Origin of the sequence: Agrobacterium sp. DE0009 (genome assembly GCF_007680755.1) — a bacterium.
GTDB classification, from domain to species: domain Bacteria; phylum Pseudomonadota; class Alphaproteobacteria; order Rhizobiales; family Rhizobiaceae; genus Agrobacterium; species Agrobacterium tumefaciens_B.
Window position 1 is genome coordinate 95,510 of the sequence record NZ_VEIU01000008.1, and the last position, 23,324, is coordinate 118,833.

Below are 23,324 nucleotides of genomic sequence, written 5' to 3' on the forward strand. Positions count from 1 at the left end.
CGAATGTCCTACAGGTTCGGGTCGTTCAGGCTTCTGCCGATAGAACGACGACTGGAACGCGACGGCGTTCCAGTGTCGATCGGAAGCCGTGCGTTCGACCTTCTGTCGGTTCTCGTGGAAAACGGCGGTACTGTTGTCTCCAAGCGCGATCTGACCGCCAGAGCCTGGCCGGATACCGTCGTCGACGAGGTGAGCCTGCGGGTGCATATCTCGGCACTGCGGAAATCGCTCGGGACGAACGATAGCGGCGCGGCGTTCATCAGCAACGTGTCCGGTCGCGGCTACATGCTTTCGGCGGAAGTCGAGACCGACGTCGCACGAAGTGACACGGTTACTGCACCGATAGCGAAAACCGAAAATCACCTCCCCCCGCCGCTCCTCCGAATGGTTGGGCGGGAGGCGGCATTGGAAGAGACTTGCGAGCGTCTTGTATCCCATCGGTTCGTCACCGTTCTCGGCGCGGGTGGAATGGGCAAGACCACGCTCGCGATCGCCGTGGCCCACAAGATGTCGGATGGTTTCCGGGATGGTGTTCTTTTTGTCGATCTCGCTCCGGTGACGGATGGAGCCTTGGTCGCGACAACCGTCGCCTCCCATTTCGGAGTCGCAGCTCCCGCGCAGGCGGCCGTTGCCGTGGTCTGCAATTTCCTCAAGGAGAAGAGAATCCTCCTGCTGCTCGACAACTGCGAGCATGTCATCGAAGCCGCGGCAGAGTTGGCGGAACGGGCGCACCGTTACTGCCCGGAGCTTTGCATTCTCGCGACCAGTCGCGAAGCGCTCCGGGTCGAAGGCGAGCAAGTCTACAAGATCACTCCTTTGACGACGCCAGCCGCTGACGTGGTCGGCGATGACACCCGCCGTTTTCCGGCGGTACAGTTGTTTCTCGACCGGATGGCCGCGGCAGGTGGCGCGACCGAGCTCGGGCAAGGTGAAATCGATCTTGCAGCGGAGATATGCCGCAGGCTAGACGGGATGGCTCTCGCCCTAGAGCTGACGGCGGCGCGCGCCGCGTCTCACGGCCTTTCCCGGACACTCGAGTTGCTCCAGCAGAGGTTTGGAATCCATTGGGGCGGCCGTCGGACCGCGCTTCCACGTCACCAGACCGTGCTGGCCCTGCATGATTGGAGCTATAACCTCCTGTCACCGGACGAAAAGCTAGTCCTGCGGAGAGCCGGATGGTTGAGCGGGCCGTTCACCGCCGAGGCGGCGTCGAAAATATCTCGAATCGAGACCGACGACGTGCTCGACTCGCTGGCGGACAAATCGCTGATCTCCCGTGTCCTGAGCGCAAACGGCGCGCTGAGATACAGGCTGGCGGAAACGACGAAAGCATACGCGCTCGACAAGCTACATTGCGACCCGCCGGAGGTGGAGCGCGTGGCACGCGCCCATGCGGAGTATTTCCTCGACCTACTCAGGGTCCATGCCCAAAAGGCGGACCCGTTTCATCTGAGCGGTGTATCGAAAATCCTTCCCGAGGCGTTGGCGAATGTCAGAAGCGCGATCGATTGGTGTTACAGCGAGGCTGGTGACCCGGAGCTCGGAGCCCAACTCGTCGCCTATTCGTCCCCGCTGTTCCTGGAGCTATCCCTTCTTGAGGAATGTTTCAGGTGGAGCGATCGGGCGCTCTCGTCGCTCCCTTCGGTTATGATGGACGAGGTCGCGGAGGCTTTGCTGCATCAAGCCCGTGCGGTTTCGGGGATCATCGTCAGAGAGGCGCGGGATATCGTCACCGCTTCGTTCGAACGCGCCCTGGAAATCGCCGATAGCCTCGGTAATCTCAGGCTCAGGCTCGAAATAATCGCAGGCTTCAACATTTTCCTCATGCGGGCGGGAAACTGCTACGCCGGCGCGCGAATAGCCGATGCCGCCGAGACAGCATGCATGGGATCGTCCGACGTCGTCGCCGGGCGGCTCGTACTCTGGATGAAGGGAATCTGCCATGCCTACAACGGTGACTTCATCGGTGCCCGCCGGGTCCTCGAAGAATCATGTCCGGTCGGCGGCTCCGTCGATCTCGATCTGACACTCGTGGTGTTCACCCAATTCATTCGGGCAAAGGTCCAGCTCGCGCGCGTACAGCTTCTCCAAGGCGACGGTAGGCGGTCGGAAATCACCGCTCGCGACGCGATCGACAGCGCCGCCGCCTACAGCCATCCCATTCCGCTTTGCATCGCCCTCGCGTACGCCGCTTCAAATGCCATCTGGAAAGGCGATCTGGCGGTCGCCAACGGCATGATCGAAAGGTTGGCCGAAGTTTCGCAACGACATTCCCTTGCCGCGTTTCATGCGGTTAGCAAAGGGCTTAGCGGGGAAGTCCGCGTGCGCCAGGGCTCTGCGGCGGAAGGCATGACGATGCTGGTAAGCGCGATCGAAGTCATGACATCCCGAAATCACGAACATATGCTGGTGAGCTTTCATGCTGCCTTGGCAGAAGCATATGCCGCCCTCGGGGAAGTATCGCACGCAATTCGGCACATCGAGACCGCGATCAGCACCGCGCGGACTGGCGGAGAGATATTCCAGATGTCCGATCTCCTGCGAATAAGGGGCACGTTACTGATTTCAGGCCCCCTCGACGGGCACATGGACGAGGGCAATGCGGACCTCAGAAAAGCTTACGAGACGGCCTGCGACAGCGGAAATTCGCTTCACGAGTTGCGAGCTGCCACAACGCTCAGACGAATGCTGAACTCATCGGAAGCCGAAGAGATGTTCGAATCGACGCTGGCAAAGCTTCCTCATGAGGAACGGCTTTTCTACATGGACCTCGTCCAATCCCCACCTTATGGCAGCGGTCAGAGCGCCGACGGCCAAGTGCCGCGCATGAGCGATATCAGCGCCGTTTCGACAGAGCTGTCTGAAAGTGCATTAGGACCTCGACCTCCAGTCGCTCCGGTGCGTTATTGCGCTGAGTGCGAGCCGTAATTTTCGCGTCGCGGCTACCCAGCTCGACATCTCCCGATCGGCGCTCAGTCGCGCTTTGGCCAGCCTCGAGGCTGATCTCGGGGTGCGTCTGTTCCGGCGGACTACGCGAAGCGTGTTCTTCACGGATGAGGGCGAGGCCTTTCTGTCGGAGATACATGGTGCCGTTGGCACGATCGACCGATTGAACCGCTTCCGCTCGACGCCGAGGGGAACGCTCCGCATCAGTACGAGTGAAGGGATGGCTCTTCAGTTTACGCCGCCGACCCGAAATGTCCCTCGACATCGTTGCCGACGGCAGGTTCGTCGATATCGCAGCGGCGGGTTTCGACGCATCATATCGGGACAATCGTCGTCCCGATATCTGTGCAGCGTGACAAGCGCCTATCTAAGCGGTTTATCGAAGGTCCCGACTTTGACCTGGAACATCGAGGAAAATCCCTCGGCGTACTCCTGCTCGTTGAGACGGCCCTTTCCGTCCTTGTCCAGTTCGCCCCACGTCTTCTGGACGTCGGACGCGCTTGCCTGATAGCCGTCGGATCTGACCTGTGTCTTGGCGTCGATGTACTCTTTCTGGTCGACGAAACCGTCGCCATTCGTATCGTCACGCTCGAAGTTGCTTTTGGCGAGCCGGGCGAGGAACGCGGCCGCGATCCCGTCGTTTCCGAAGCCGCCGCCAGAGCTGCTGATTGTCGGCGCTGGTCGCTCTTCGGGTGCTTCGCCGTTGTCCTTGATTTTCGCTTTGGGTACGAAAAGTTGGTAGATGTCTGAAGCTGATCCTACTCGCATGGAATCTCCATCTCCGGTTGCGGGACATCTATCGCCTCCCGGGCTTGCGCGAAGCTGGGGCGATCCGTGCTGAAAGCATGCTTCCGCTCATATCCGAACACCGCGAAATTCAGGCCCGCTCCGAGGTACTGTGACGGGTACCCTTCCTGTCCGAAATCGGCCGGGGCTTGTAATGGCCCTCGTGGCCAACGCCGAATTCCTGTGCCTTGTAGGCAAACCCCAGCATGACGACGCCTCCCAGCAGGTTCCCGATGGTTACCATCGAGAGGTTATAGAGAGCGCCAGACACGCTCACGCCGTCCGGCGCGTTGCCCATCAGCGCCAGCGCGAACGTGAACTGGTTCGCCACGGAGTGCTCGAAGCCTGCGGCCACGAATATCATGATGGGCCAGAAGATGAGGGCGATCTTGGCGGCATCGTTCTCCGTTCTGCCACACATCCAGATGGCGAGACACACCAGCCAGTTCGCCAGAAATCCTTTTGCGAGCAGCACCAGCGGCGACGCCGACATTTTCGTGACAACCGCCGCATAGAAAGGCGCGCTTCCGTCCCCCAGAAGGACGCCGCCGCCCGCCGCGCGGAAGACCGCCGCCAGAAGTATCGCTCCGGCCAGGTTGCCGATCCAACAAGCCGTCCAGACTTTCAACACGTCGGCAGTCGAAACCCGACGCTGGAACAGCGCGAAGGACATGTACATCGCCGTACCCGTGAAAAGCTCGGAGCCCGCGAACACGACGATCGTCAGGGCAGAGGCGAACACAGCCCCCATGACCAGATGCGACCACGCCTGGTCGAGGTGAGCGCCGACCGTGAACATAACGATGTCGCCGAAGCCGATGTAAGCTCCTGCCAGAATTGCGCCGATGAAAAATCCGGAAAGCTGGTTGTTCACCATCTCGGCTTTGTGAGACCCCGCCTCAGCGAATTTCGTCATCGTTTCGATGTACATGGCGCTTGTCTCCGATTTTGCCCGCTGCATGATGCGGCCTAGCCCATCGTTCGAAACTACGGGATCGGCTTTCGGCACATCTACGCATACTTGAGTATGTCTCACGCGAACGCCGCTACGTGTGGTCTTCTCTCTGCAAAGACGAATGGAGATGGTGATGACCGACAAGCGCCCCGACGGTATCGAGGACTACAGCGGCCCGGCTGGCGGATGGGATGCCTTGAGGGCTACCGCGGAAGCTCTTATCCATGAAAAGATCGTCGTACAGGGCTCGATGACCCTGCTTAAATCGAACCAGCCTGACGGCTTCGATTGCCCCGGGTGCGCCTGGCCCGACCCGAAACACACGTCGTCCTTCGAGTTTTGCGAGAACGGCGCGAAGGCCGTCACATGGGAATCCACCGCCAAGCGCGTCGGACCGGACTTCTTCGAGCAGCATCCCCTCAGCGAGCTGTGGGGTTGGAGCGACTACGAGCTTGAAGGCAAGGGTCGGCTGACACACCCGATGGTCTACGACAAGGCCACGGACAGATACCGACCGATCACCTGGGACGAGGCGTTCGACGTTATCGGCACCAAACTCAACGCACTTCCCGATCCCCGGATGGCCGAGTTCTACACGTCGGGGCGCGCTTCGAACGAGGCGGCCTTCCTGTATCAGCTTTTTGTCCGCGCATACGGTACGAACAATTTCCCCGATTGTTCCAATCTCTGCCACGAAGCGACGAGCGTCGGCCTGCCCGCTTCTATAGGGATCGGAAAGGCCAGAGTCGTTCTGGAAGACTTCGACCAGTGCGACGCCATTTTCAGCTTTGGCCACAATCCGGGAACGAACCATCCGCGCATGATGACGACGCTGCACGACGCATCACGGCGCGGCGTCCCGATCATCGTATTCAATCCCCTCAAGGAACGCTCCCTGGAGAAATTTGCCGCTCCCCAGAACCCGGTGGAGATGGTCACGCTGACTTCCACACCCATCGCCTCGGCCTATCATCAGGTAAGGAGCGGTGGCGACGTTGCCGCGCTCAAGGGCATCATGAAGCGGGTGGTGGAACTTGATCAGGAAGACCTGGCCAACGGAGGCAGCGGCCTGCTCGACCGCGAATTCATCGAGACCCATACGGCTGGCTTCGACGCGCTACTGGCCGACCTCGCGAACACCACCTGGGACCTCATCGTAAAGAAGTCCGGTCTGACGAGGGCCGCGATCGACAGCGCGGCCCTCGTCTACGTGCGTTCGGAGCGTGTCATCGTCTGCTACGGCATGGGCATCACGCAGCATCGCAACGGCACCTCCAATGTACAGCAGCTTGCCAACCTCCTCATGATGCGCGGCAACATGGGGAAGCCCGGTGCTGGCATCTGCCCGCTCCGGGGTCACTCGAACGTGCAGGGCGATCGTACGGTCGGCATCACCGAAATCCCGAACAAGTTGCTGCTCGACGGCATGGAAAGGGCCTTTGGCTTCCGCCCGCCCGCCGAGAAGGGACACAACGCCGTCGAGGCCATCGACGCGATCATCGCCGGACGATCGAAAGCCCTGATCTGTCTTGGAGGAAACCTCGCGGTCGCCATGTCCGATCCCGACCGGGTATTCGCCGGAATGAGGAAGCTCGAACTCGCGGTCCATCTATGCACGAAGCTCAATCGGTCCCATCTCCTGATCGCCGAGAACTCTTTAATTCTACCCGTACTCGGGCGAACCGACGTCGATTTTCAGGAGGGCGGACTTCAGTCGGTTACCGTCGAGGACTCGACATGCATGGTTCATGCGTCTCGGGGCTTCTTGAATCCGCCAAGCGAACATCTCCGCTCCGAACCGTCCATCATCGCCGGAATGGCAAAAGCTACCCTCGGCGAAAGACACGGCATCGACTGGGATGGCATGGTCGCGGACTATGACCGCATTCGCGACAAGATCGAGACCGTGTTTCCCGACTTTTACGATTTCAACAAGCGTATACGCGAGCCGGGTGGCTTCCACCTCGACATACCCGCCTCACGGCGGGAATGGCGGACGAGCAACGGCAAGGCGAACTTCATAGTCGCGCTGGAGATCGAGGAAGACCCTCGCCTCTCCTACCCGGACATCATTACGTTAACGACCGTTCGGAGCCACGACCAGTACAACACGACTGTCTACGGTTTGAACGACCGCTACCGCGGGGTGTTCGGCCGCCGGGACGTCGTCTTCATGAATGCCATCGACCTCGAGGAGCGTGGGCTGGAAGACGGCTCGAAGGTCGACATCGTCGCCGCTCCGGACGACGGTGAGGACGAGAGCGTGAAGCGGGTCGTCGCTGGCTTCACGGCAGTAAAATACGACATCGCGCGCGGCTCGGCGGCAGGCTATTTCCCGGAGTTGAACGTGCTGGTGGCGCTAAGCCATTTCGACAAGAAATCCGGGACGCCCTCCTATAAAGCGACCCCGGTGCATATCAGGGCGGCCTCTTGACGCCATGGTGACACGCGCGCCGATTTGTACGGCACGCCTGCGGCGTCATACCTTGTTTATGGGCGTCTCGTTCTTCGCTGCTGCCTGCGTGTTCCGCCGGAACTCCCAGCCGATCTTTCCCTCTTCGGCTTTGTAGAAATATTGGCTGTTGATCAACCATCCTTTGAGGGAGCGACGCGGAAGGATACAAGCCAGCAGGACAAGCGGCAACGAGGTCACGAGATGGACCCAAAACGGAGGGTTGAATGCAATCTCGATCCAAGAGGCCGCCGCAACCGCCGGGACACAAGTGAAGCAGATGACGAAGAGCGCGGGGCCGTCCGCCGGGTCGGCGAAGGAGTAGTCCTACCCGCACGCTGAGCACTTCGGTTTGAGCGTCAGGAAACCGTCGAAAAGCTTTCCCTGACCGCGCCGGGGGCACCTCGCCCGCATACCCGTCAGGACAGGAGGAAGAGGAGGCCAGTCATTCCCGGCCATGTCAGCACCATAGAAAATTGAAGGCATTCGATCATGTATGTGCGCGCGTTCAACTTGCGATCCGGCTTTTTGTCGCTGCACTCGAAAGAAATTGGCGGCGGCTATAGTTCCCCGCACAGCAGTTTTTAGGTCAGGCATTCCCGGACGCCTTGCGGCGTACCGTGACAGGTACACCGACGTGTATCTTCCTCCCTTACCGCAAATCTCTAAGGCTTTCTCCGATCCGAGGTAAATAAGGGCGGAAGGGAATCGATGTCGCTGCAGTCTCAGTACGAGTTCTTGGTGCTCCTGCTATTGGTGGTCGTGATCCTGGAGCTGATGGCTCGATATCTGCGGCTTCCTCCGGCTGCGGCGATGATCGGCGGCGGCGCGGCACTCGCCTTTGTCCCCGGCATCCCGAGTGTGACCTTCGATCCGCACTTGATCCTCGTATTGTTCCTGCCGCCGCTGCTGCTCAGCAGCGCCTACGCCACGGTGTGGCGTGACTTCAAGCGCCACTCGGCCACCATCGTCTCCTTGGCCGTCGGCGCGGTGTTCTTTACGTCGGCGTGTGTGGGTGTGGCGTTCCATGTGATGTTTCCCGAACTTCCCTGGGCCGTCGGATTTGCGTTGGGTGCGGCCGTCTCGCCTCCCGACGCGGTTGCAGTGAAAGCCGTTTTAGAGAAGCTTCGCCTTCCCACGCGGGTCACCACGGTGCTCGGCGGCGAAAGCTTGGTGAATGACGCGAGCGGGTTGGTGCTCTTCCATTTTGCGGTCGCCTGGACTGCAGCGGGCTCTTTCAGTGTTCCAGAGGCACTGGGCATGTTCGCGTTGGTCGCCTGCGGCGGCATCGCCGTCGGCTACTGCCTCGGCCATGCGGGTATGCTGGTGCTACAGCGACTGGCAAGCAGCGAGATCGTCATCACCGGAACCATGCTGCTTGCAGCGTCCTCCTACATAGCCGCCGAGCGGATCGGCGTTTCCGGTGTGCTATCGACAGTGACGACAGGCCTGATACTCGGATGGCGGCAACACGAGATTTTCTCCGCAGCGACTCGAATTGCCGCCCGTAGTTATTGGAAAATTCTCGTTTTCGTACTCCAGTCGATCCTGTTTATTCTTGTCGGACTGTCCCTGAGGGAGACCTTGGATAGGATCGCCACCAGCGATCAGGCGATGACCGAACTCATATTGCCCGCCGGGGTGATCGTCGGGGTCGTATTGATCTCGAGGTTTATCTGGCTGTTCGGCTCGGACGCCTTATGGAGGCTAGCGGGCCGCCTTTTCCTACGCGCTGGAATGCAGCCCGACTTTTCGATCACGGTGATCCTCGGCTGGGCGGGTATTCGGGGGCCGGTCACCCTCGCGGCCGCGCTGGCTCTCCCCGAGGATTTCCCCGGCAGGGATTTCATTCTGGTATCGGCGTTTGGCGTGATATTCGTGACCGTTTTGATCCAGGGGCCGACATTGCCGCTCTTGGTGAAGTTCTTGCCCTCGACCGGATCGCAAAGCGCGGAGCGGCTTGCCCGAGACGAGGCGACGGCGAGAATGAGGCTGTCCCAGGCTCAATTCAAGGCGTTCTCGGCGGCCGTCAGCTCGCAAACTTCCAACGAGGAGCGCTGCTTGCTTGAGCACTACCGGAACCGTGCCGACCGCGAAGCCTCGTCGCTCGCCGGGGCTGCGGGAGCACGCGCCGCCATGCCACCGTCCGCAGCGATGTTGGCAGCGATCAAAGCCGGCCGCGCCGAGCTACTCAAGATGTATCGGACTGGCGAAATCAGCGATCGCGCGCTCGTCAAACTCGAACAGGATCTGGATGCGCAGGAATTCGGCATAGAACCGCGTTGAGGCGCGGACCTCACACCTTGTTCGCCGAAAGGTGGCACGCCAACCATTGGTATAGCTGTCATGCTCGATTGGTCCAAACTACGTTCGATGTGTCGTCGTCAAAGTCCTTCTGGAGAGACCCGCGGGGCTTACGGCGGACGCGCCGATTCGATAGGGTTTCCGGGCCAGAGATACACGCCAAACGACGATAACTCTCTGCGATAACATCTTGAGGTCTAACACATGCGGTTGATTCTGGCGGCCATGATCGCCTCCGTACTAAGTATTCTCGCCTTCAAGTACGCGGATCACTCGATCGGCTACAGCCTGTTCCTGCAAGAGGCCGGTAAAACCGAGGGTGCGACGCCACTCTCGTGAAAGGTGACATGCTTGGTGGCGACGTTCAGGTGACCGCAGCAGGAATCTGGCATGGAGAACGCCCAAGCATCGACGATGGTCGCTCGCCGGATTGCTAAAAAGAAACCGTCTTCCAAGGAAGCACGCCGTCCGGATATTCGGTGGAATAGTTGAATTCCTCCTTCAGCTCGTCATCGTCCCAGACGCTGGCAGCGGCATGCTTGTGATTGAAGACGATTCGGGCTTCTTCTTCTCCGTTCTTCGTAGATACAAGAAGCCGCGCGATCGCTTGGAGGCTTGGATGGCCATGTCGGGAACCGTCAGTGGAAACAAGCCAACACCTTGAACCGCACCGGGTTTGCCGGAGGCTCCAACTTCTGAGAGAGTGGAGCCGATATGAGCAAGACAACGAACAAGTTTTCACCCGAAGTCCACCAACGCGCCATCCGTATGGTGCTCGATCACGAGGCTGAGCACCCATCGCGGTGGGCTGCCGTTTCATCTATTGCGGGCAAGATCGGTTGCTCGCCAGCCGCGCTGCATGAATGGGTGAAGAAGACCGAGGTCGACAGCGGCAAACGAGCAGGCTTGCCGAGCGACGCGGCCGAGAAGATGAAGGCTCTTGAGCGCGAGAACCGCGAGCTTCGTCAGGCCAACGAGATTTTGCGCAAGGCGTCTGCTCATTTCGCGATGGCGGAGCTCGACCGCCCCTTCAAACGATGATCTCGTTCATTGACGAACACCGTGGCGTGTTCGGGGTCGAGCCGATCTGCAGGCTTTTGCCGATTGCCCCATCAACCTACTACGAGAACGTTGCCAAGCGTCTGGATGTGGATCGCCTGTCGGTCCGGGCCCGCAGCGATATCGGTTTGAAGATCGAAATACGCCGGGTGTTCAACGAGAACTTCCAGGTCTATGGCGTGCGTAAAGTCTGGCGGCAGTTGCAGCGAGAAGGTTACGACATCGCCCGCTCCACTGTTGCTCTGCTCATGAGGGCAATGGGACTACAGGGCATCATCCGTGGCAAACCCGTCAAAACCACCGTGTCGGACAAGGCCGCGCCTTGTCCGCTCGACCGGGTGAACCGGCACTTTTTCGCGCCTTCGCCCAACATGCTCTGGCTTTCTGATTTCACGTATGTGGCCACTTGGCAGGGCTTTGTTTACGTCGCGTTCTCGATGCCCTCGACTAGGCGCTTCATGATCGGCGGCCCGTCCACCGTGGAGGACTGGTTCACCATTCCGACCGCGGATCGCAATATGTGTCCATTCGCTATTCCGAACGGCTGGCGGAAGCGGGCATCGAGCCGTCGGTCGGGAGTGTTGGAGATTCCTGTGACAACGCTCTCGCTGAAACGGTCAATGGTCTTTACAAGGCCGACGTCATCCATCGGCGAGGACCGTGGCGAAACTTCGAAGCCGTGGAGTTCGCCACGCTGGAATGGGTAGATTGGTTCAACAACCGTCGCCTTCTGGAGCCCATCGGCAACATACCGCCAGCCGAAGCCGAAGAACGATATTACGCCATGCTGGACGCACCGGCCGTGGCAGCATAACTTAAACGAAATGGCCTCCGGCAAACCCGGTGCGGTTCAGTTGGCATGCTTCGTGATTTAGCTATGCAGCGCGGGCCACGGAAGGAAACGGCGACTAGGGCTAGGCTGCTTTCTCAACGATATTTCCCTGGAAAGACAATGTCCTGATCTACTAGCACATTGAATTTATAGCCGGGCCGGATTTGCAGCGTCGGCTGTACATCCATATTGCGCTGGATCGTGCGGTCGGCCACTCGTCCGAAGGTTTCGGCAAAATTGCGCCTTGCCGCATCGGGTGCCGTATCCTGGGTCGCAAGGGTTGAGCTCTGCGGAACAGCCATGTCGATGCCGGTCCCGATCAGCGCGATCATGACCGCCGAGCCGAAGGTTTTGAGATAGTGGTTGTTCACCTTGTCCTTGAAGCCGCCGTAGCCTTCCGCATCCGTGCCGGCCATGCCGCCGATCTGCAATGTCGAGCCATTGGGAAAGATGATGTCGGACCAGATGACGAGCACACGGCTCTGCCCGAATGAGACTTTGCTGTCATAGCGACCGAACAGTTTCGTGCCTTGCGGTATCAGCAGGCGATGACCAGTTGCGCTGTCATAGACATTCTGGCTGACCTGCGCGGTGATCCGACCCGGAAGGTCGGAATTGATGCCCGTCATCAATGTCGCCGGAATGACCGAGCCGCGTTTCAGTTCGTACAGGGACTGCTGTGGCACGACGCGGGTTGGCAGATAGCCAAGATCCTTGAGGTCGGCATTGAAGAAGTCTTCCTTGGAGCTCTGTCCATTCGGATCGACATTCTGGCCGCCGAGACCAGCGCGTAGGGCCGCGGCATAAAGGTCGGAGGCGTTTGCGCTCGCGGCGACTGTCGTCGTCCGGCCCCCCGCGCCCTCATCTCTTTCCGACCGCGCTTCCAGCTTGCCGCGATCGATGGCAAGCGGCGCGTCATAGGCGGTGTCTCGCGCCTGCATTCGGGCCATCCGCTCGCGCTGCTGCTCGCGAAGAATCTGTTCCTGTTGCTCACGAGCAAGACGCGCCCGCCAAACTTCCTCCGGTTCCAGTTCCTGCCCGCGCCGTTGCTCCTGTCTCTGTTCCGGCTGCTGCGTAAAGGGATTTGCCGCCTTCTCTCCGGCATGTTTCGTCTCGACCGGCGTCGGCTGGAACGTCTGCTGCTGTGGCTCGCCAATGATGCCGTCGGTGACGCCCCGCTTGAGCTGGTCGGCATAGGTCGAGGCCGGATTGCCCGAGCTCGTGTCGGGGCCGCTATCGTTGCCGAAGTAGAGCCCGCGCGAGGCGAGCCCAAAGAAGATGATGCCGAGAAAGGCGATCAACAGCACGATCACAAAGATGACCGGCACGCGGTTTACCCGCTTGATGCCGGACGCGGCCTGACTGGTTTGCGCACCACCGAGTTTGAGAGACTGCACCATGATATCCTCCCTCACCCGCGCCGCATTAGGGACAGGGCGCTTGCCGGTGTCGCACCCGATGTCGTCACTGTATAGGCCCGGCCGAGTTCGATACTGCTCGTCGAAAGCCGTGCCAGCACCTGGCCGTCATAGGGGACGATGACATAGGCGAGCGCAATGACGGCCAAGCCGCTATCCGTCTTCTGGTCGGTGACCACGGCATAGCCCCATCCCTTCAGCGCAGCTTCAAGTGCCTGGCCGAAGGGAGAACCATCCTGTTTTAGCGCAACGGTTGCCTTCCCCTGTCCGATCTGCTCGGCGAGACGGCTGACCATGTCGCCGGCGATCGCACCGGCCGCCGGTCCGGAGATCTCTGGAGGTGCAGCGCTCGTGGCGAGACCGCCGGTTTCCATTGACTGGCAACCGGAAAGGAGGATGGCGAGGCCACTGCCTATGGCGAGGCAGCGGATGGGGCCGAGGCTGTTCGCGACGTGGCGAAGGAGATTCCGCATCACCGCCCTCCCCTGCTGATCGTCACCTTCTGCTGCTTCCAGCCGACGCCCGAGACGAGGACGGCACGATCGATATTGTAATCGACCACCATCATGTTGCTCTTCATGCGATAGTTGACGATGCGGTTCTGGCCGCCGGAGACGACGAAGAGAACCGGTGCATCCTGACCGGAGATCGAGCGTGGAAACTGGATGTAGGTTTTCTGCCCATCGGAATAGACTCGCGTCGGCCGCCAGCCGGCACTGCCCGAGACGGAATAGGCAAAGCTTAATTGTTCCGCCGGAACGCCGGCGCCGGGAATGGTGCTGGCTTCCAGCCGCGCGTTGACATCGGCAAGCTTTGCCGAGACCTCCTCGGGATATTCGAACCCGACACGCGCCATATACTGCGTTGCATGTGACTTGAGCTGGATATGATAGGTCCGCCGCGACGTCGTCACCACCATCGACGTGACCAGACCCGGCTCCGACGGCTTGACGATCAGATGGATCGCCTGCCCTCCCGCGGCACCCGAGGTTGCGGGCTCGACTTTCCAGCGCACGGTATCTCCGACCAGCACGTCGCGAACGACCTCGCCACCCTGAAGCTCGATGTCGCAAACCTGAAGCGGTGAGCAGACGACGGATGGCTGTACCTCGCCATAAAGGAAGATGACTTTGCCGTCCGCGCCTTTCGTCACGAGCCCGCGGCCGCCACGCCACTGTGTCGAAATGCCCATTCCCTTCGCCTCGTTGGCGGTGACGCCATCGGCGGCTTGTGCCTGAGAGGTGGAGAGAGCCATGGCTGGGAAAATCATCAGTATCGCTGCGCTCGCAGGCAGGGCGGCTCGCATTCTGAAGTGTCGTATGTTCATGTTGGGAGCCATGCCTTTCAAAGCTGCGCGGTCCAGTCGAAGTCTCTGAGATAGAGACCGATGGGATTAAGACGGATGACCCCCTCGTCCTGGGGTGGCGTCAGTGTCACCGTGGCGATCCCGCGGAAGCGGCGGGTGGCGGTCTCCTTGCCGCGGCGATCCCGCTCGAACTCGGTCCAGTCGATCTGGTAGCTCTGGTTCGACAGAGCGACGATGTTGTTGACGTCGATCGCCACCGTCGCGCTCTTCGCCTTCTCGAAGGGCGAATTCGAACGGAACCAGGCGTTGACCTTTTCCGTCGCGGGATCGGAGGTGCGGAGCAGCCCGTAGGTCCGGTCGATATACTGCTTCTGCACGACCGCGTCCGGCGTGACCGATCGGAAGTTCGAAACGAAACTGCCGAGTGTCGCGCGCACCACGCGGGGATCGGCATACTCGATCTGCTGCGGGAAGCCGGCATTGACTGATGTGCCGAGCTTGTCGACTTCGACGATATAGGGGATCAGCTTGACCTGCGTGCTCTGGTAGAGCGCATAGCCGAAGCCAATGACGGCCATGGTCATACCGGCAATGCCGACGACGCGCCAGGCTGCGGCCGCCTTGACGTACGACCCATAACGCTCGTTCCATTCGTTGCGCGCCGCTATATACGGATTATCTGGGATATTCTGTCCGGCCATTCTTTCAGCCTCCCGTCACTTGCTGTCATTGATCGGCGGTGGCGGAGGCGGTGTGCCGGGCCGGCCGGAGGGTTGATCGAGTTTGGCGTTGGCAAGACCGAGCATCGATCCGGCATAGGCGCCAGGCGATCCGATCGCCTTCTCTTTGGCAGCTGAACCGACCGCACCTGCCGCTCCGCCAACCCCCGCCTGCATGCCGCGCAACGCCGCACTGGCCAGAGATGAGCCTCCTGCCCTCGCGGCACTGGCGGCTCCAAACCCTCTGTTTGCCACGCCGATCGTAAGAAACCCGGCGCCGAGCGCTGCGGATCCCGCCTGCCCGCCATGGCGAATGGCCTCCATGCCGCCGCCGACCGATGCACCCTGGACCACGCCCTGCAGGATGGGAGGTACATACATGGCGATGACAAAGACAACGACCGAGATGCCGGCAATTGCAAGCGTCGTGATGAACTGCTCCGAGGTCGCCGTTGGCGCCTCTGCCAGACCGAGCAGGATATCCGAGCCGATCTTGGCGATCATCACCAGTGCCATCAGCTTCATGCCGACGGAGAAGGCATACACCAGATACTTGATCGCGAAGTTCTTGGTATGGGAGGAGCCGCCAAGCCCAAGCATAATCATGCCTGCTAGCAGGCCAACATACATCTCGACCATGACGGAGACGAAAATCGCTGCCACCAGCGAGAAGGACACCACAACGACGACCATGGCGAAGACGGCGGCGATCGCCAGTGCATTATCCTCCCAGAGGCCGAACTTCGCCTGTTCCGACATCTTGGTCGCGACACGAATGCCGGCGTCGAAGATATTGGCAGGCGAAGCCGAGCCGCCACCGGCGCCGATCTGGTAGAGGCTGTCGACGACGGCTTTTGCGAATGCCGGGCCCTGATCGAGAATGAAGGCGAACAGGCCGATAAACATGATCCGCTTGACGAGCTCAGCGAACCAGCTGTCGAGCGAAGCGGCATTGATCCCTAGCCAGACTGCAGCGATACCGACCTCGATACCAGCCAGGATCCAGAAGAGTGACCGCGCCGCGTTCATCACGGTCGTCTCCCAGCCCTTGGCGGCGGTGACGACAGAATTTTCGAGTGTGGTGAGAACCTGGCCCTGCTGTGCCAGCGCGGGCGTGGTCGCCAGCAGGACGACTGCAGTCGCGATAAACGCCCGTTCGAGTGTGCGGGAAGAAGGAGCAGCTACCATCGCGGTTTCATCTCCTGACGGCCGCGGATGTCACGGTCGGAATTTCCGCCGAAGAACTGTTCGCGATGTCGGCGCTGTTCTTCATCGGAGGACGAGTTGATTGCGGCTGTGCCCGATCCGGAGATTGGCGTGGCCTGCGGCTGGACGATGATCCAGGTGATGGCGCTCGCACCGACCGCGGAACCGATCGCGACGAGGGCAATAAAGAGGAACAGACGCGGGCTCACCAGCGCGGCTCCATGGTCTGGCCGCCCCTGATGTCACGCTCGGTTCCGCTGAAGAACTGTTCACGCCGTGCTTGCGCCAGATCCTTCTGCGCCTGCTCGGACTGGTACCAGGTCCCCATCATTGTCATCTGCTGGGAGACCAGACCACGCAGTTTCTGCATCTGGGCGACCTGCTGCGCTGCGATCTCATGGCCGACCTGCAGCGCCTTCATCTGGCCATCGGCCGATTCCGACACGGTCCTGAGCTGCGACATGGTGCTTTCCTCACTGGAGAACTGTTCGGCCGTCAGATTGGCGGCCTTCAACGTGCCGGCAATCGTGTCGCGATTGGTGTCGGACCAGTTCTGATAGGTCGTGGAGAAGCTCGCGCCGTCAGGCAGGTTGCTCTTCATGTCGGCGAAGCTCTGGAAGCGCTGCTTGAGGACATCGTCGACATTGCTCATGGAGAAAGCGACGCCCTGTCCCTGGTTGACGACGTTCTGGAGGTTCTTCAGATCCCGTTCGACCTGGCCCCATATGTGGTTTGGAAGCTGCGCGGTGTTCTGCAGCATGTTCCTGTAGATGTTGAGCTGGTTCTGGATCTGTTCAGCCAGTTGCGAGATCTGGGTGATCTGGTTGTTCACCTGCTCAGCCGACTTGCCGACGAGCGAGATCAATTCGGCATTGTTGGCAAGCTGGGTCCATTCGGTCGCCTGTCCTGTGACACCGCCGGCTTGCGCCGGAAGCGGGAGAGCGGACGAGAGCATGAGGACCGCACCAAGCGCGGTGTGCAATGTCCTATTGGGTTGGGAAGAGCGTGTCGGCATGGGCGATCCCCCTTTGCTGGAGCCAATGGAGAGGCCAGCTGGCCCCATGTTCGAGATGAAGGGCGCGGATGCGCTTCAGGTCTTCCTTTCCGGACGCTCCGACAAAGGCGAGCGCGACGGGGCCGAGCGCCATGTCGAACAGGCGGCGGCCCTCTGGCGACACGACGTAATAGTCTCGCTTGGGGATCGCGGTCGCGACGATCTCGATCTGCCGCTCGTTGAAGCCGATGCGCTCGTAGAATTCGCGCGTGCCCGGCTCCCGTGCAGCACCGTTCGGCAGGAAGATCTTGGTCGGGCAGGATTCCTTCAGCACGTCGATAATCCCGGACCGCTCGGCATCAGAGATTGACTGCGTGGCGAGCACCACGGCACAGTTGGCCTTGCGCAGCACCTTCAGCCATTCCCGGATCTTGTCCCGGAACACCGGGTGGCCGAGCATCAGCCAGGCCTCGTCGAGGATGATGAGGCTGGGCGCACCGCTGAGGCGTTTTTCGATGCGTCGGAAGAGATAGGTCAGAACAGGCACAAGATTGCGCTCGCCCATGTTCATCAGTTCCTCGATCTCGAAGCACTGGAAGGCACCGAGCGCCAGACCGTCTTCTTCGGCATCGAGAAGCTGTCCCATCGGGCCGTCGACGGTGTAGTGATGCAGGGCGTCCTTGATTTCGCGCAGCTGTACGCCCGAAACAAAGTCGGAGAGCGAGCGGCCGCGCGAGTCGGCCATCAACCCGATCTGTCGAGAGATAGCGTTGCGATAATCGGGAGTGATCGTCACGCCCTGCAGGGCGACCAGCATCTCGATCCACTCGGACGCCCAGGCGCGATCGGCATCTGACGAGAGGTCCGCCAGCGGGCAGAAGGAGAGTGCCCTTCCCTCCGCTTCCTCCGGGGCGTCGCCACCGATCTGGTAATGATCGCCGTTGATCCCCAGCGTCAGCGGCAGCATCGAGCCGCCCTTGTCGAAGGCAAAGATCTGCGCATCGGCGTAGCGTCTAAATTGCGCGGCGATCAGCGCTAGGAGCGTTGATTTTCCGGAGCCGGTTGGACCGAAGATCAGCGTGTGGCCGACATCGTCGACATGCAGGTTCAGCCGGAAGGGTGTCGACCCGCTGGCGACCTGCATCAGCGGAGGCGATCCGGCCGGATAGAACGGGCAAGGTGCTATCGGGCTTCCCGACCAGATCGAGTTCAGCGGGATGAGGTCGGCGAGATTGCGCGTATTGATCAGTGGCTCGCGGATATTGGCGTAGGACACGCCCGGCAGGCTGCCGAGAAACGCATCGGTCGCGTTGATCGTCTCGATGCGTGCGCCAAAACCTTCGGCCTGGAGCAGGCGGCGGACTCCCTCACATTTCTCCTGCAGGCTTTGTTGGTCCTCATCGAAGAGAACGATCACAGGCGTATAGTAGCCATAGGCCACGAGCTGCGACGAGGCTTCGGCAATTGCGTCCTCGGTCTCTGCCACCATGAGCATCGCATTCTGGTCGAGTGACCGCGACTGCGTCTGAAACAACTGGTCGAAGAACGGCCTGACCCTCTGCTGCCATTTCTTGCGCGTACGCTCCAGCCTGGCGCGTGCATCCTCGGCGTCGAGGAAGATGAAGCGGGACGACCAGCGATAAGTGAGCGGCATCAGGTCAAGGCTGTTTAGGATTCCCGGCCAGCTTTCCGCAGGCAGGGCATCGATTGCCACCACGCCAAGAAACCGGTTCTCGACGAGTGGTGTCAGACCGTGCTGGAGTTCGGCCGTCACGAGCCAGTCGAGGTACATGGGGATCTCTGGCAGACGCAGCGGGTGATTCTCGCCAGTGATGCAGAAGCGAATGAACTGGAAAAGCTCATCGTATCTGGCTACGCGATAGCCGCCGCGTTCCAGCGTTTCGCGTGTCATCATCCGCCGGATCGACACGACATTGGCGAGATATTGCTCGATCTCACGGATAGATGTCAGAAAGCTTGTTAGCGCCGTGTCGGCATATGTGGCGGATCGGCTGCTGGCGTCCGAGTAGACGTAGCGCGTTAGCCCGGACCGCCGCGGCTCCGGTGGGCGCCAGGTCAGGATCAGGGCGTGACGGCTCTCGTAATGTCCCCGCTCTTTCTGGAAATGGGCCCGGCGCTCCGCATCGATGGCGCGGGTAACCGGATCAGGGAAATGACTGGCCTCCTCATTCGGATAATCGCCCGTCGGCACCCTGATAGCCTCGACCTGGATCATCCAGCCGGAACCGAGGCGCGACAGGATGGCATTGATCTGTCGTGACACTTCGTTGCGCTCGGCGTGGGTCGAACTTTCGCTGTCAGGCCCGGCAAAATACCAGCCGGCCATCAGCGAGCCGTCCTTCAGGAGAATGACGCCGTTGTCGACCAGTCCGGCATAGGGAACGAGATCGGCAAACGACGGCCCCGTGTGGCGGAAGGATTTGAGGGAAACCATGCCGTACCCCTCAATACCGGCGCCACGGCGACGACGTCGCGCGGTAGAAGGTCTTGTAGGAGATATGCCTGATATAGATCCTTCGCATCAGCGGATCGGCCTTGGCCATCATGCGAAGGGCACCTAACGCGACCAGCCAGACCGCAACGCCGAAAAGCGCTGCATACCAGGTGAGCACAACGAAGATCAGGATGACGGCGGCGAGCGCCGTCACCAGGGCAAGCTCGCGATCGGCGCCCATCAACAGGTTGGGACGCGACAGCGCCCGATGCACCCGCGATCGGATGAGATTGGAACCGGCGTCAGCCACGAGCCCCCTCCATTGCTGTGGACACCATGCCCACTGGGCCGGAGACGGCCGGAGCTACTCCTGCTTCGGCACGGTCCCCGCCGATCGACGCTCCGGTTGCACCGAAGAGAGCGACGATCTGGGTAGCGCCGAGAAGAACGCCGCCGACCAGAGCGACATAGCAAAGGCGACGGGCAAAATCGTTGAGCTCTCCACCAAAGATCAGCATGGCTCCGGCGATCGCGACCGCGGCAAGCGCTATGAACCCGGCGACAGGACCGGTGATCGACTGCTGGATCTGCTGCAGCGGCGATTCCCACGGAAGGCCGCCTCCGCCCGAGGACGCCAATGCAGGTCCCGAAAATCTGAAGGAGACGGTAGCAAATATAGTCACTGCGAGAATGAGATAGGTCTTACGGGTCATGGCTGTCCTCGTCGATTTGGGCATAGTGTTCTGTCTGGTAGAGATTGTTGCGGTATCCCTCGATGTGGATCACCTCGCGGACCCGCCTTCCCTTACCCGTTCTCTCGACCGAGACGACGAGATCGACCGCCTCGCCGATCACCTCCTGCATTGGCTGCTGGCTTGCCTCTGCTGTCAGCTGCTCCAGCCGCCGCAGCGCCGACATCGCGTTGTTGGAGTGGATCGTGGTGACGCCGCCGGGATGGCCGGTGTTCCAGGCTTTCAGCAGCGTGAGAGCCGCACCGTCGCGGACCTCGCCGACAATGATGCGATCGGGTCGCAATCGCATGGTGCTTTTCAGCAACCGCGCCATATCTATGGTGTCGCTGGTATGAAGGCTGACTGTGTTTTCGGCCGTGCAACGGATTTCGGCGGTATCCTCCAGGATCACCATGCGATCGTCGGGTGAGGTCGCAACGATCTCGGCAATGATCGCGTTGGCGAGCGTCGTCTTGCCGGAGCCGGTGCCCCCGGAAATCACGATATTCATGCGGGCATCAATCGCGCTGCGAATGGCCAATGCCTGGGCCCCGGTCATCGCATTCGTGGTTACATAGTCGTCGAGTGGGATGAGACGCGAGGCGCGGCGACGGATCGTGAAGGCAGGCCCTGTGACGATTGGTGGAAGCAGTCCTTCAAATCGATGGCCACCGATCGGAAGTTCGCCCGAGATGATCGGGCGCTCGTCGTCTGCCTCCGACTGTAGCGCGTGTGCGACGCTGCCGATGACGACTTCCGCCGCCGCTGGCGCCATGACCCCGGCCTCCGCGACACCGTGACCCAGACGCTCGATGAACAGTCGGCCGTCAGGGTTGAGCATGATCTCGACGACCGAGGCATCGTCGAGCGCGACGCACAGCTTGTCGCCAAGCGCGTCCTGCAGTTTGCGGACAAGCCTTGGATGGGAACGGAGCTGGTTCACGCTGCGCTCCTCTCGGAATAGGCATCAGCACAAGTCACAGCGGACCGATAGTGCGGTGGGCGAACCCGTTCGAAGCTCTTCTCGTCCGCTGGGAGTGTGCCGGCAATCGCGATGGTGTTGCCAATTGCCACGGGTTCACCCAGTCGCGTCATCGGCCATCCCGCCCGGTTCAGGATGCGCTCAAAGCGCAGGTCGGTGGCGGTAACGATCTTGTCGTAGCCGTTCGCCATCGACCATTCGATGATTCCGGCGAACAGGGTCAGTGTTGCATGGTGGAGCTGGTTCCCTCCCCCGCCGGCGGGCAAGGTCGTATCGACGCAGAAGCGGGAGCTCTCGATCATCGCACTGGTCGCATGGAGCGAACCATCGGCGAGCAGCTGCGGGAAGGTCCGTTCCAGCATGGTTGGGCCGGCCGCAGGAAGGAGGCGCGCGCAGCCGACGACGTTATTTCCGCCGAAGGTGGCGAGGATGTAGGTCGGGTTCAGATCGTCGCACTGATCCCTCTCGCCACCATCCGTGATGGTGACGTCCCATTCGAGCCGCCCGGCAAAGACGTTGGCGCGCCGCTGATGCATCTGCTTCAGAAGATTTTGATGCTCGACACATCGGTCGGGCGAGATTGCAAGAACCTGCATTCTTATCTCCGCTTGAACTTCGTCAGGCGGGATGAAGATCACCTCGATCCGCGGTTGGCTATCTGCAGATCTGCAGAGGGTGATTCTCTCGCAGGAGGGAGCCATGAGCCCATGAGGCATCGACGGAGAGCAATACGGTCAGGACCTGCAACTGCAGATCTGCAGTTTCCACCGACTATACGCCTTCAATGGAATCTGCCTAACTGGCGGAAAGATATTGCGGAATCGACGTGCCGGGTCGGTTTGCGCCAAGCATGTTAACTTGTTGTTAACCTTAAATGTCTTGCAGCAGGCTGGGAATCGGATGATAGTTTCGTAAATGATAGCCTTAGAGCCATTTTTTCGAAAGTGAAAACCTCCGGGAAATAGTTCGCAAAATGAGCAATGAGCTGCAAAACAGATTTGATATTGAGATCGCCCAGTAAGGGTCGAAGATCTCCAGCGCATTGCATATGTTGCGCAGCCAGCAGTATCCACCTGACGCTCGCAAGGGGTTGCGCAAGTTCCAGCTCGCGGAAGTCGCGGACTTCATAGGGGTTACGCAGACCCATCTCAGGCAGCTCCATTCTGACGGGAAAGGGCCGGAAATCGAATCGGTCAGCGGACGACGCTACTACACGGCCTATCAGATGCTCGAGCTCCGGGACTATCTCGAGGCGAACAAAAAGTCCGACAAGCGGTACTACGTGCCAAGACGCCGGGAAGGCGAACCGCTGCAGGTTGTCTCGGTCGTCAACTTCAAGGGCGGAAGCGGCAAGACGACCACAGCCGCACATCTTGCGCAGTATCTCGCCCTCACAGGCCATCGCGTGCTCGCGGTCGACCTTGATCCGCAGGCGTCCCTCACCTCTCTTTTCGGGATTCAGCCAGAGCTTGATGATACCGCCTCTTTTTATGAGGCACTTCGATTTGACGACGAACGCAAGCCAATCGCCGAAGTCATCCAGCCGACCAATATCCCAGGGCTTGATGTCGTGCCAGCGAACCTGGTTTTGCAGGAGTACGAATACGATGTGCCGCTGGCAATTTCCTCGAAGAGAGGAGAGGATGGGCGGCTCTTCTATATGCGGATCGCCAGCGCTCTAAAGGAGGTCGACGACAGATACGATGTAGTCGTCATCGATTGTCCGCCTCAATTGGGCTATCTGACTATCACTGCGCTTATGGCATCAACCGGGATCCTCATCACCATTCATCCTCAGATGTTGGACATCATGTCGATGAGCCAGTTTCTCATGATGCTCGGCGGCATCATGGGACCGGTGGCAGAGGCCGGGGCCGAGATGCGTGTGCAGTGGTTCCGATATCTCATCACCCGTTTTGAGCCGACTGATATTCCGCAAACCCAGATGGTCGGGTTCATGCAGTCGATGTTCGCGCAGCAGATGCTGAGGAACCATGTTGTGAAATCCACGGCCATCTCTGATGCGTCGATAAAGAAGCAGACATTGTACGAGGTCGAAAGAGGCGAGTTCGTCCGGGCGACTTACGACCGAGCGATAGAAAGTCTCAATGCTGCAAACGCGGAAATCGTGGAGCTCATCCACGGCGTCTGGGGGCGAAAATGAGCCAATTGTCAGCCG

Annotated in this window: 19 protein-coding genes, 3 pseudogenes and 1 other annotated feature; of the genes and pseudogenes, 7 read left to right on the forward strand and 15 right to left on the reverse strand. The window is 60.3% G+C overall.

The window, feature by feature from the left end; genetic code table 11:
* Positions 1-3: 3 nt before the first annotated feature.
* Together FS804_RS21530 and FS804_RS25465 are read left to right on the forward strand one after the other, a co-directional pair.
* On the forward strand, positions 4-2,928 hold the full coding sequence (locus tag FS804_RS21530) for a winged helix-turn-helix domain-containing protein (RefSeq protein WP_144578868.1): 2,925 nt from the start codon (positions 4-6) through the stop codon (positions 2,926-2,928).
* Positions 2,912-3,004: pseudogene (locus FS804_RS25465) on the forward strand (LysR family transcriptional regulator); the annotation flags it as partial. The gene FS804_RS21530 and the pseudogene FS804_RS25465, both read left to right, overlap by 17 nt.
* A 305-nt stretch (positions 3,005-3,309) precedes the next feature.
* Here FS804_RS25465 and FS804_RS25245 read toward each other — a convergent pair.
* Together FS804_RS25245 and FS804_RS21540 are read right to left on the reverse strand one after the other, a co-directional pair.
* Positions 3,310-3,714, reverse strand: coding sequence for an EF-hand domain-containing protein (locus FS804_RS25245; protein WP_044460259.1), 405 nt, complete (start codon positions 3,712-3,714; stop codon positions 3,310-3,312).
* A 109-nt stretch (positions 3,715-3,823) separates the two neighbouring features.
* Positions 3,824-4,663 (reverse strand): formate/nitrite transporter family protein, encoded by an 840-nt coding sequence (locus FS804_RS21540; RefSeq protein ID WP_144578869.1) that lies wholly within the window; start codon positions 4,661-4,663, stop codon positions 3,824-3,826.
* 157 nt (positions 4,664-4,820) lie between these two features.
* Between FS804_RS21540 and FS804_RS21545 the strand changes: the two genes are divergently transcribed.
* Positions 4,821-7,121, forward strand: a complete 2,301-nt coding sequence (locus FS804_RS21545; RefSeq protein ID WP_144578870.1) for an FdhF/YdeP family oxidoreductase — start codon at positions 4,821-4,823, stop codon at positions 7,119-7,121.
* A 45-nt stretch (positions 7,122-7,166) separates the two neighbouring features.
* Here the strand turns inward: FS804_RS21545 and FS804_RS21550 are convergent.
* Positions 7,167-7,598 (reverse strand): annotated as a pseudogene (locus FS804_RS21550) (DUF983 domain-containing protein).
* A gap of 252 nt (positions 7,599-7,850) precedes the next feature.
* Here FS804_RS21550 and FS804_RS21555 point away from each other — a divergent pair.
* The 3 genes and pseudogenes from FS804_RS21555 to FS804_RS21560 all read left to right on the forward strand — a co-directional run bounded on the left by FS804_RS21555 (position 7,851) and on the right by FS804_RS21560 (position 11,316).
* Positions 7,851-9,425, forward strand: a complete 1,575-nt coding sequence (locus tag FS804_RS21555) for a Na+/H+ antiporter (RefSeq protein ID WP_144578871.1) — start codon at positions 7,851-7,853, stop codon at positions 9,423-9,425.
* Positions 9,426-9,647: 222 nt separating this feature from the next.
* A complete protein-coding gene (locus tag FS804_RS25410; RefSeq protein WP_256366760.1) occupies positions 9,648-9,782 on the forward strand; it encodes a hypothetical protein in 135 nt (44 codons plus the stop codon).
* Between the two features lie 375 nt (positions 9,783-10,157).
* Positions 10,158-11,316, forward strand: a pseudogene (locus FS804_RS21560) (IS3 family transposase).
* Positions 10,439-10,555 (forward strand) — a sequence feature (AL1L pseudoknot). Its footprint overlaps the pseudogene before it by 117 nt.
* Before the next feature lie 113 nt (positions 11,317-11,429).
* On the opposite strand, the gene trbI reads toward FS804_RS21560, so the two are convergent.
* Genes trbI through FS804_RS21620 form a run of 12 tightly spaced genes read right to left on the reverse strand, consistent with a single transcriptional unit; the run spans position 11,430 to position 21,741 of the window.
* Complete coding sequence (trbI, locus tag FS804_RS21565; protein WP_144578872.1) at positions 11,430-12,734, reverse strand: IncP-type conjugal transfer protein TrbI; 1,305 nt, start codon at positions 12,732-12,734, stop codon at positions 11,430-11,432.
* Between the two features lie 11 nt (positions 12,735-12,745).
* Positions 12,746-13,225 carry a conjugal transfer protein TrbH gene (gene trbH / locus FS804_RS21570; RefSeq protein WP_144578873.1) on the reverse strand — a complete coding sequence of 160 codons (480 nt, stop codon included), beginning with the start codon at positions 13,223-13,225 and terminating at the stop codon, positions 12,746-12,748.
* Positions 13,225-14,079 carry a P-type conjugative transfer protein TrbG gene (gene trbG / locus FS804_RS21575; protein WP_144578874.1) on the reverse strand — a complete coding sequence of 285 codons (855 nt, stop codon included), beginning with the start codon at positions 14,077-14,079 and terminating at the stop codon, positions 13,225-13,227. The genes trbH and trbG overlap by 1 nt, the downstream gene beginning before the upstream one ends.
* Positions 14,080-14,096: 17 nt before the next feature.
* Positions 14,097-14,759 (reverse strand): conjugal transfer protein TrbF, encoded by a 663-nt coding sequence (locus FS804_RS21580; RefSeq protein WP_144578875.1) that lies wholly within the window; start codon positions 14,757-14,759, stop codon positions 14,097-14,099.
* Between the two features lie 15 nt (positions 14,760-14,774).
* Positions 14,775-15,965 carry a P-type conjugative transfer protein TrbL gene (trbL, locus tag FS804_RS21585; RefSeq protein ID WP_144578876.1) on the reverse strand — a complete coding sequence of 397 codons (1,191 nt, stop codon included), beginning with the start codon at positions 15,963-15,965 and terminating at the stop codon, positions 14,775-14,777.
* The gene (gene trbK / locus FS804_RS21590; protein WP_144578877.1) at positions 15,959-16,192 is read right to left on the reverse strand and encodes an entry exclusion protein TrbK; all 234 of its coding nucleotides are present in this window, start codon (positions 16,190-16,192) and stop codon (positions 15,959-15,961) included. The genes trbL and trbK overlap by 7 nt, the downstream gene beginning before the upstream one ends.
* Positions 16,189-16,998: a P-type conjugative transfer protein TrbJ gene (gene trbJ / locus FS804_RS21595; RefSeq protein ID WP_144578878.1), complete on the reverse strand. Its 810-nt coding sequence runs from the start codon at positions 16,996-16,998 to the stop codon at positions 16,189-16,191. The genes trbK and trbJ overlap by 4 nt, the downstream gene beginning before the upstream one ends.
* The gene (locus tag FS804_RS21600; RefSeq protein ID WP_144578879.1) at positions 16,970-19,432 is read right to left on the reverse strand and encodes a conjugal transfer protein TrbE; all 2,463 of its coding nucleotides are present in this window, start codon (positions 19,430-19,432) and stop codon (positions 16,970-16,972) included. Before FS804_RS21600 ends, trbJ begins: the two co-directional genes overlap by 29 nt.
* A gap of 10 nt (positions 19,433-19,442) precedes the next feature.
* Positions 19,443-19,742 carry a conjugal transfer protein TrbD gene (locus FS804_RS21605; RefSeq protein ID WP_144578880.1) on the reverse strand — a complete coding sequence of 100 codons (300 nt, stop codon included), beginning with the start codon at positions 19,740-19,742 and terminating at the stop codon, positions 19,443-19,445.
* Positions 19,735-20,145: a conjugal transfer pilin TrbC gene (trbC, locus tag FS804_RS21610; RefSeq protein WP_144578881.1), complete on the reverse strand. Its 411-nt coding sequence runs from the start codon at positions 20,143-20,145 to the stop codon at positions 19,735-19,737. Before trbC ends, FS804_RS21605 begins: the two co-directional genes overlap by 8 nt.
* Complete coding sequence (gene trbB, locus FS804_RS21615; RefSeq protein ID WP_144578882.1) at positions 20,135-21,106, reverse strand: P-type conjugative transfer ATPase TrbB; 972 nt, start codon at positions 21,104-21,106, stop codon at positions 20,135-20,137. Before trbB ends, trbC begins: the two co-directional genes overlap by 11 nt.
* Complete coding sequence (locus FS804_RS21620; protein ID WP_144578883.1) at positions 21,103-21,741, reverse strand: acyl-homoserine-lactone synthase; 639 nt, start codon at positions 21,739-21,741, stop codon at positions 21,103-21,105. The genes trbB and FS804_RS21620 overlap by 4 nt, the downstream gene beginning before the upstream one ends.
* A gap of 434 nt (positions 21,742-22,175) precedes the next feature.
* On the opposite strand from FS804_RS21620, the gene repA reads away from it, so the two are divergent.
* Positions 22,176-23,309, forward strand: coding sequence for a plasmid partitioning protein RepA (repA, locus tag FS804_RS21625; protein WP_246665928.1), 1,134 nt, complete (start codon positions 22,176-22,178; stop codon positions 23,307-23,309).
* Positions 23,310-23,324 lie beyond the last annotated feature (15 nt).

Bases quoted from the DNA above. Each gene is read 5' to 3' on its own strand.
- FS804_RS21530 (WP_144578868.1), top strand. From the start codon at position 4: ATGTCCTACAGGTTCGGGTCGTTCAGGCTTCTGCCGATAGAACGACGA.
- FS804_RS25245 (WP_044460259.1), bottom strand. From the start codon at position 3,714: ATGCGAGTAGGATCAGCTTCAGACATCTACCAACTTTTCGTACCCAAA.
- FS804_RS21540 (WP_144578869.1), bottom strand. From the start codon at position 4,663: ATGTACATCGAAACGATGACGAAATTCGCTGAGGCGGGGTCTCACAAA.
- FS804_RS21545 (WP_144578870.1), top strand. From the start codon at position 4,821: ATGACCGACAAGCGCCCCGACGGTATCGAGGACTACAGCGGCCCGGCT.
- FS804_RS21555 (WP_144578871.1), top strand. From the start codon at position 7,851: ATGTCGCTGCAGTCTCAGTACGAGTTCTTGGTGCTCCTGCTATTGGTG.
- FS804_RS25410 (WP_256366760.1), top strand. From the start codon at position 9,648: ATGCGGTTGATTCTGGCGGCCATGATCGCCTCCGTACTAAGTATTCTC.
- trbI (WP_144578872.1), bottom strand. From the start codon at position 12,734: ATGGTGCAGTCTCTCAAACTCGGTGGTGCGCAAACCAGTCAGGCCGCG.
- trbH (WP_144578873.1), bottom strand. From the start codon at position 13,225: ATGCGGAATCTCCTTCGCCACGTCGCGAACAGCCTCGGCCCCATCCGC.
- trbG (WP_144578874.1), bottom strand. From the start codon at position 14,079: ATGAACATACGACACTTCAGAATGCGAGCCGCCCTGCCTGCGAGCGCA.
- FS804_RS21580 (WP_144578875.1), bottom strand. From the start codon at position 14,759: ATGGCCGGACAGAATATCCCAGATAATCCGTATATAGCGGCGCGCAAC.
- trbL (WP_144578876.1), bottom strand. From the start codon at position 15,965: ATGGTAGCTGCTCCTTCTTCCCGCACACTCGAACGGGCGTTTATCGCG.
- trbJ (WP_144578878.1), bottom strand. From the start codon at position 16,998: ATGCCGACACGCTCTTCCCAACCCAATAGGACATTGCACACCGCGCTT.
- FS804_RS21600 (WP_144578879.1), bottom strand. From the start codon at position 19,432: ATGGTTTCCCTCAAATCCTTCCGCCACACGGGGCCGTCGTTTGCCGAT.
- trbC (WP_144578881.1), bottom strand. From the start codon at position 20,145: ATGACCCGTAAGACCTATCTCATTCTCGCAGTGACTATATTTGCTACC.
- FS804_RS21620 (WP_144578883.1), bottom strand. From the start codon at position 21,741: ATGCAGGTTCTTGCAATCTCGCCCGACCGATGTGTCGAGCATCAAAAT.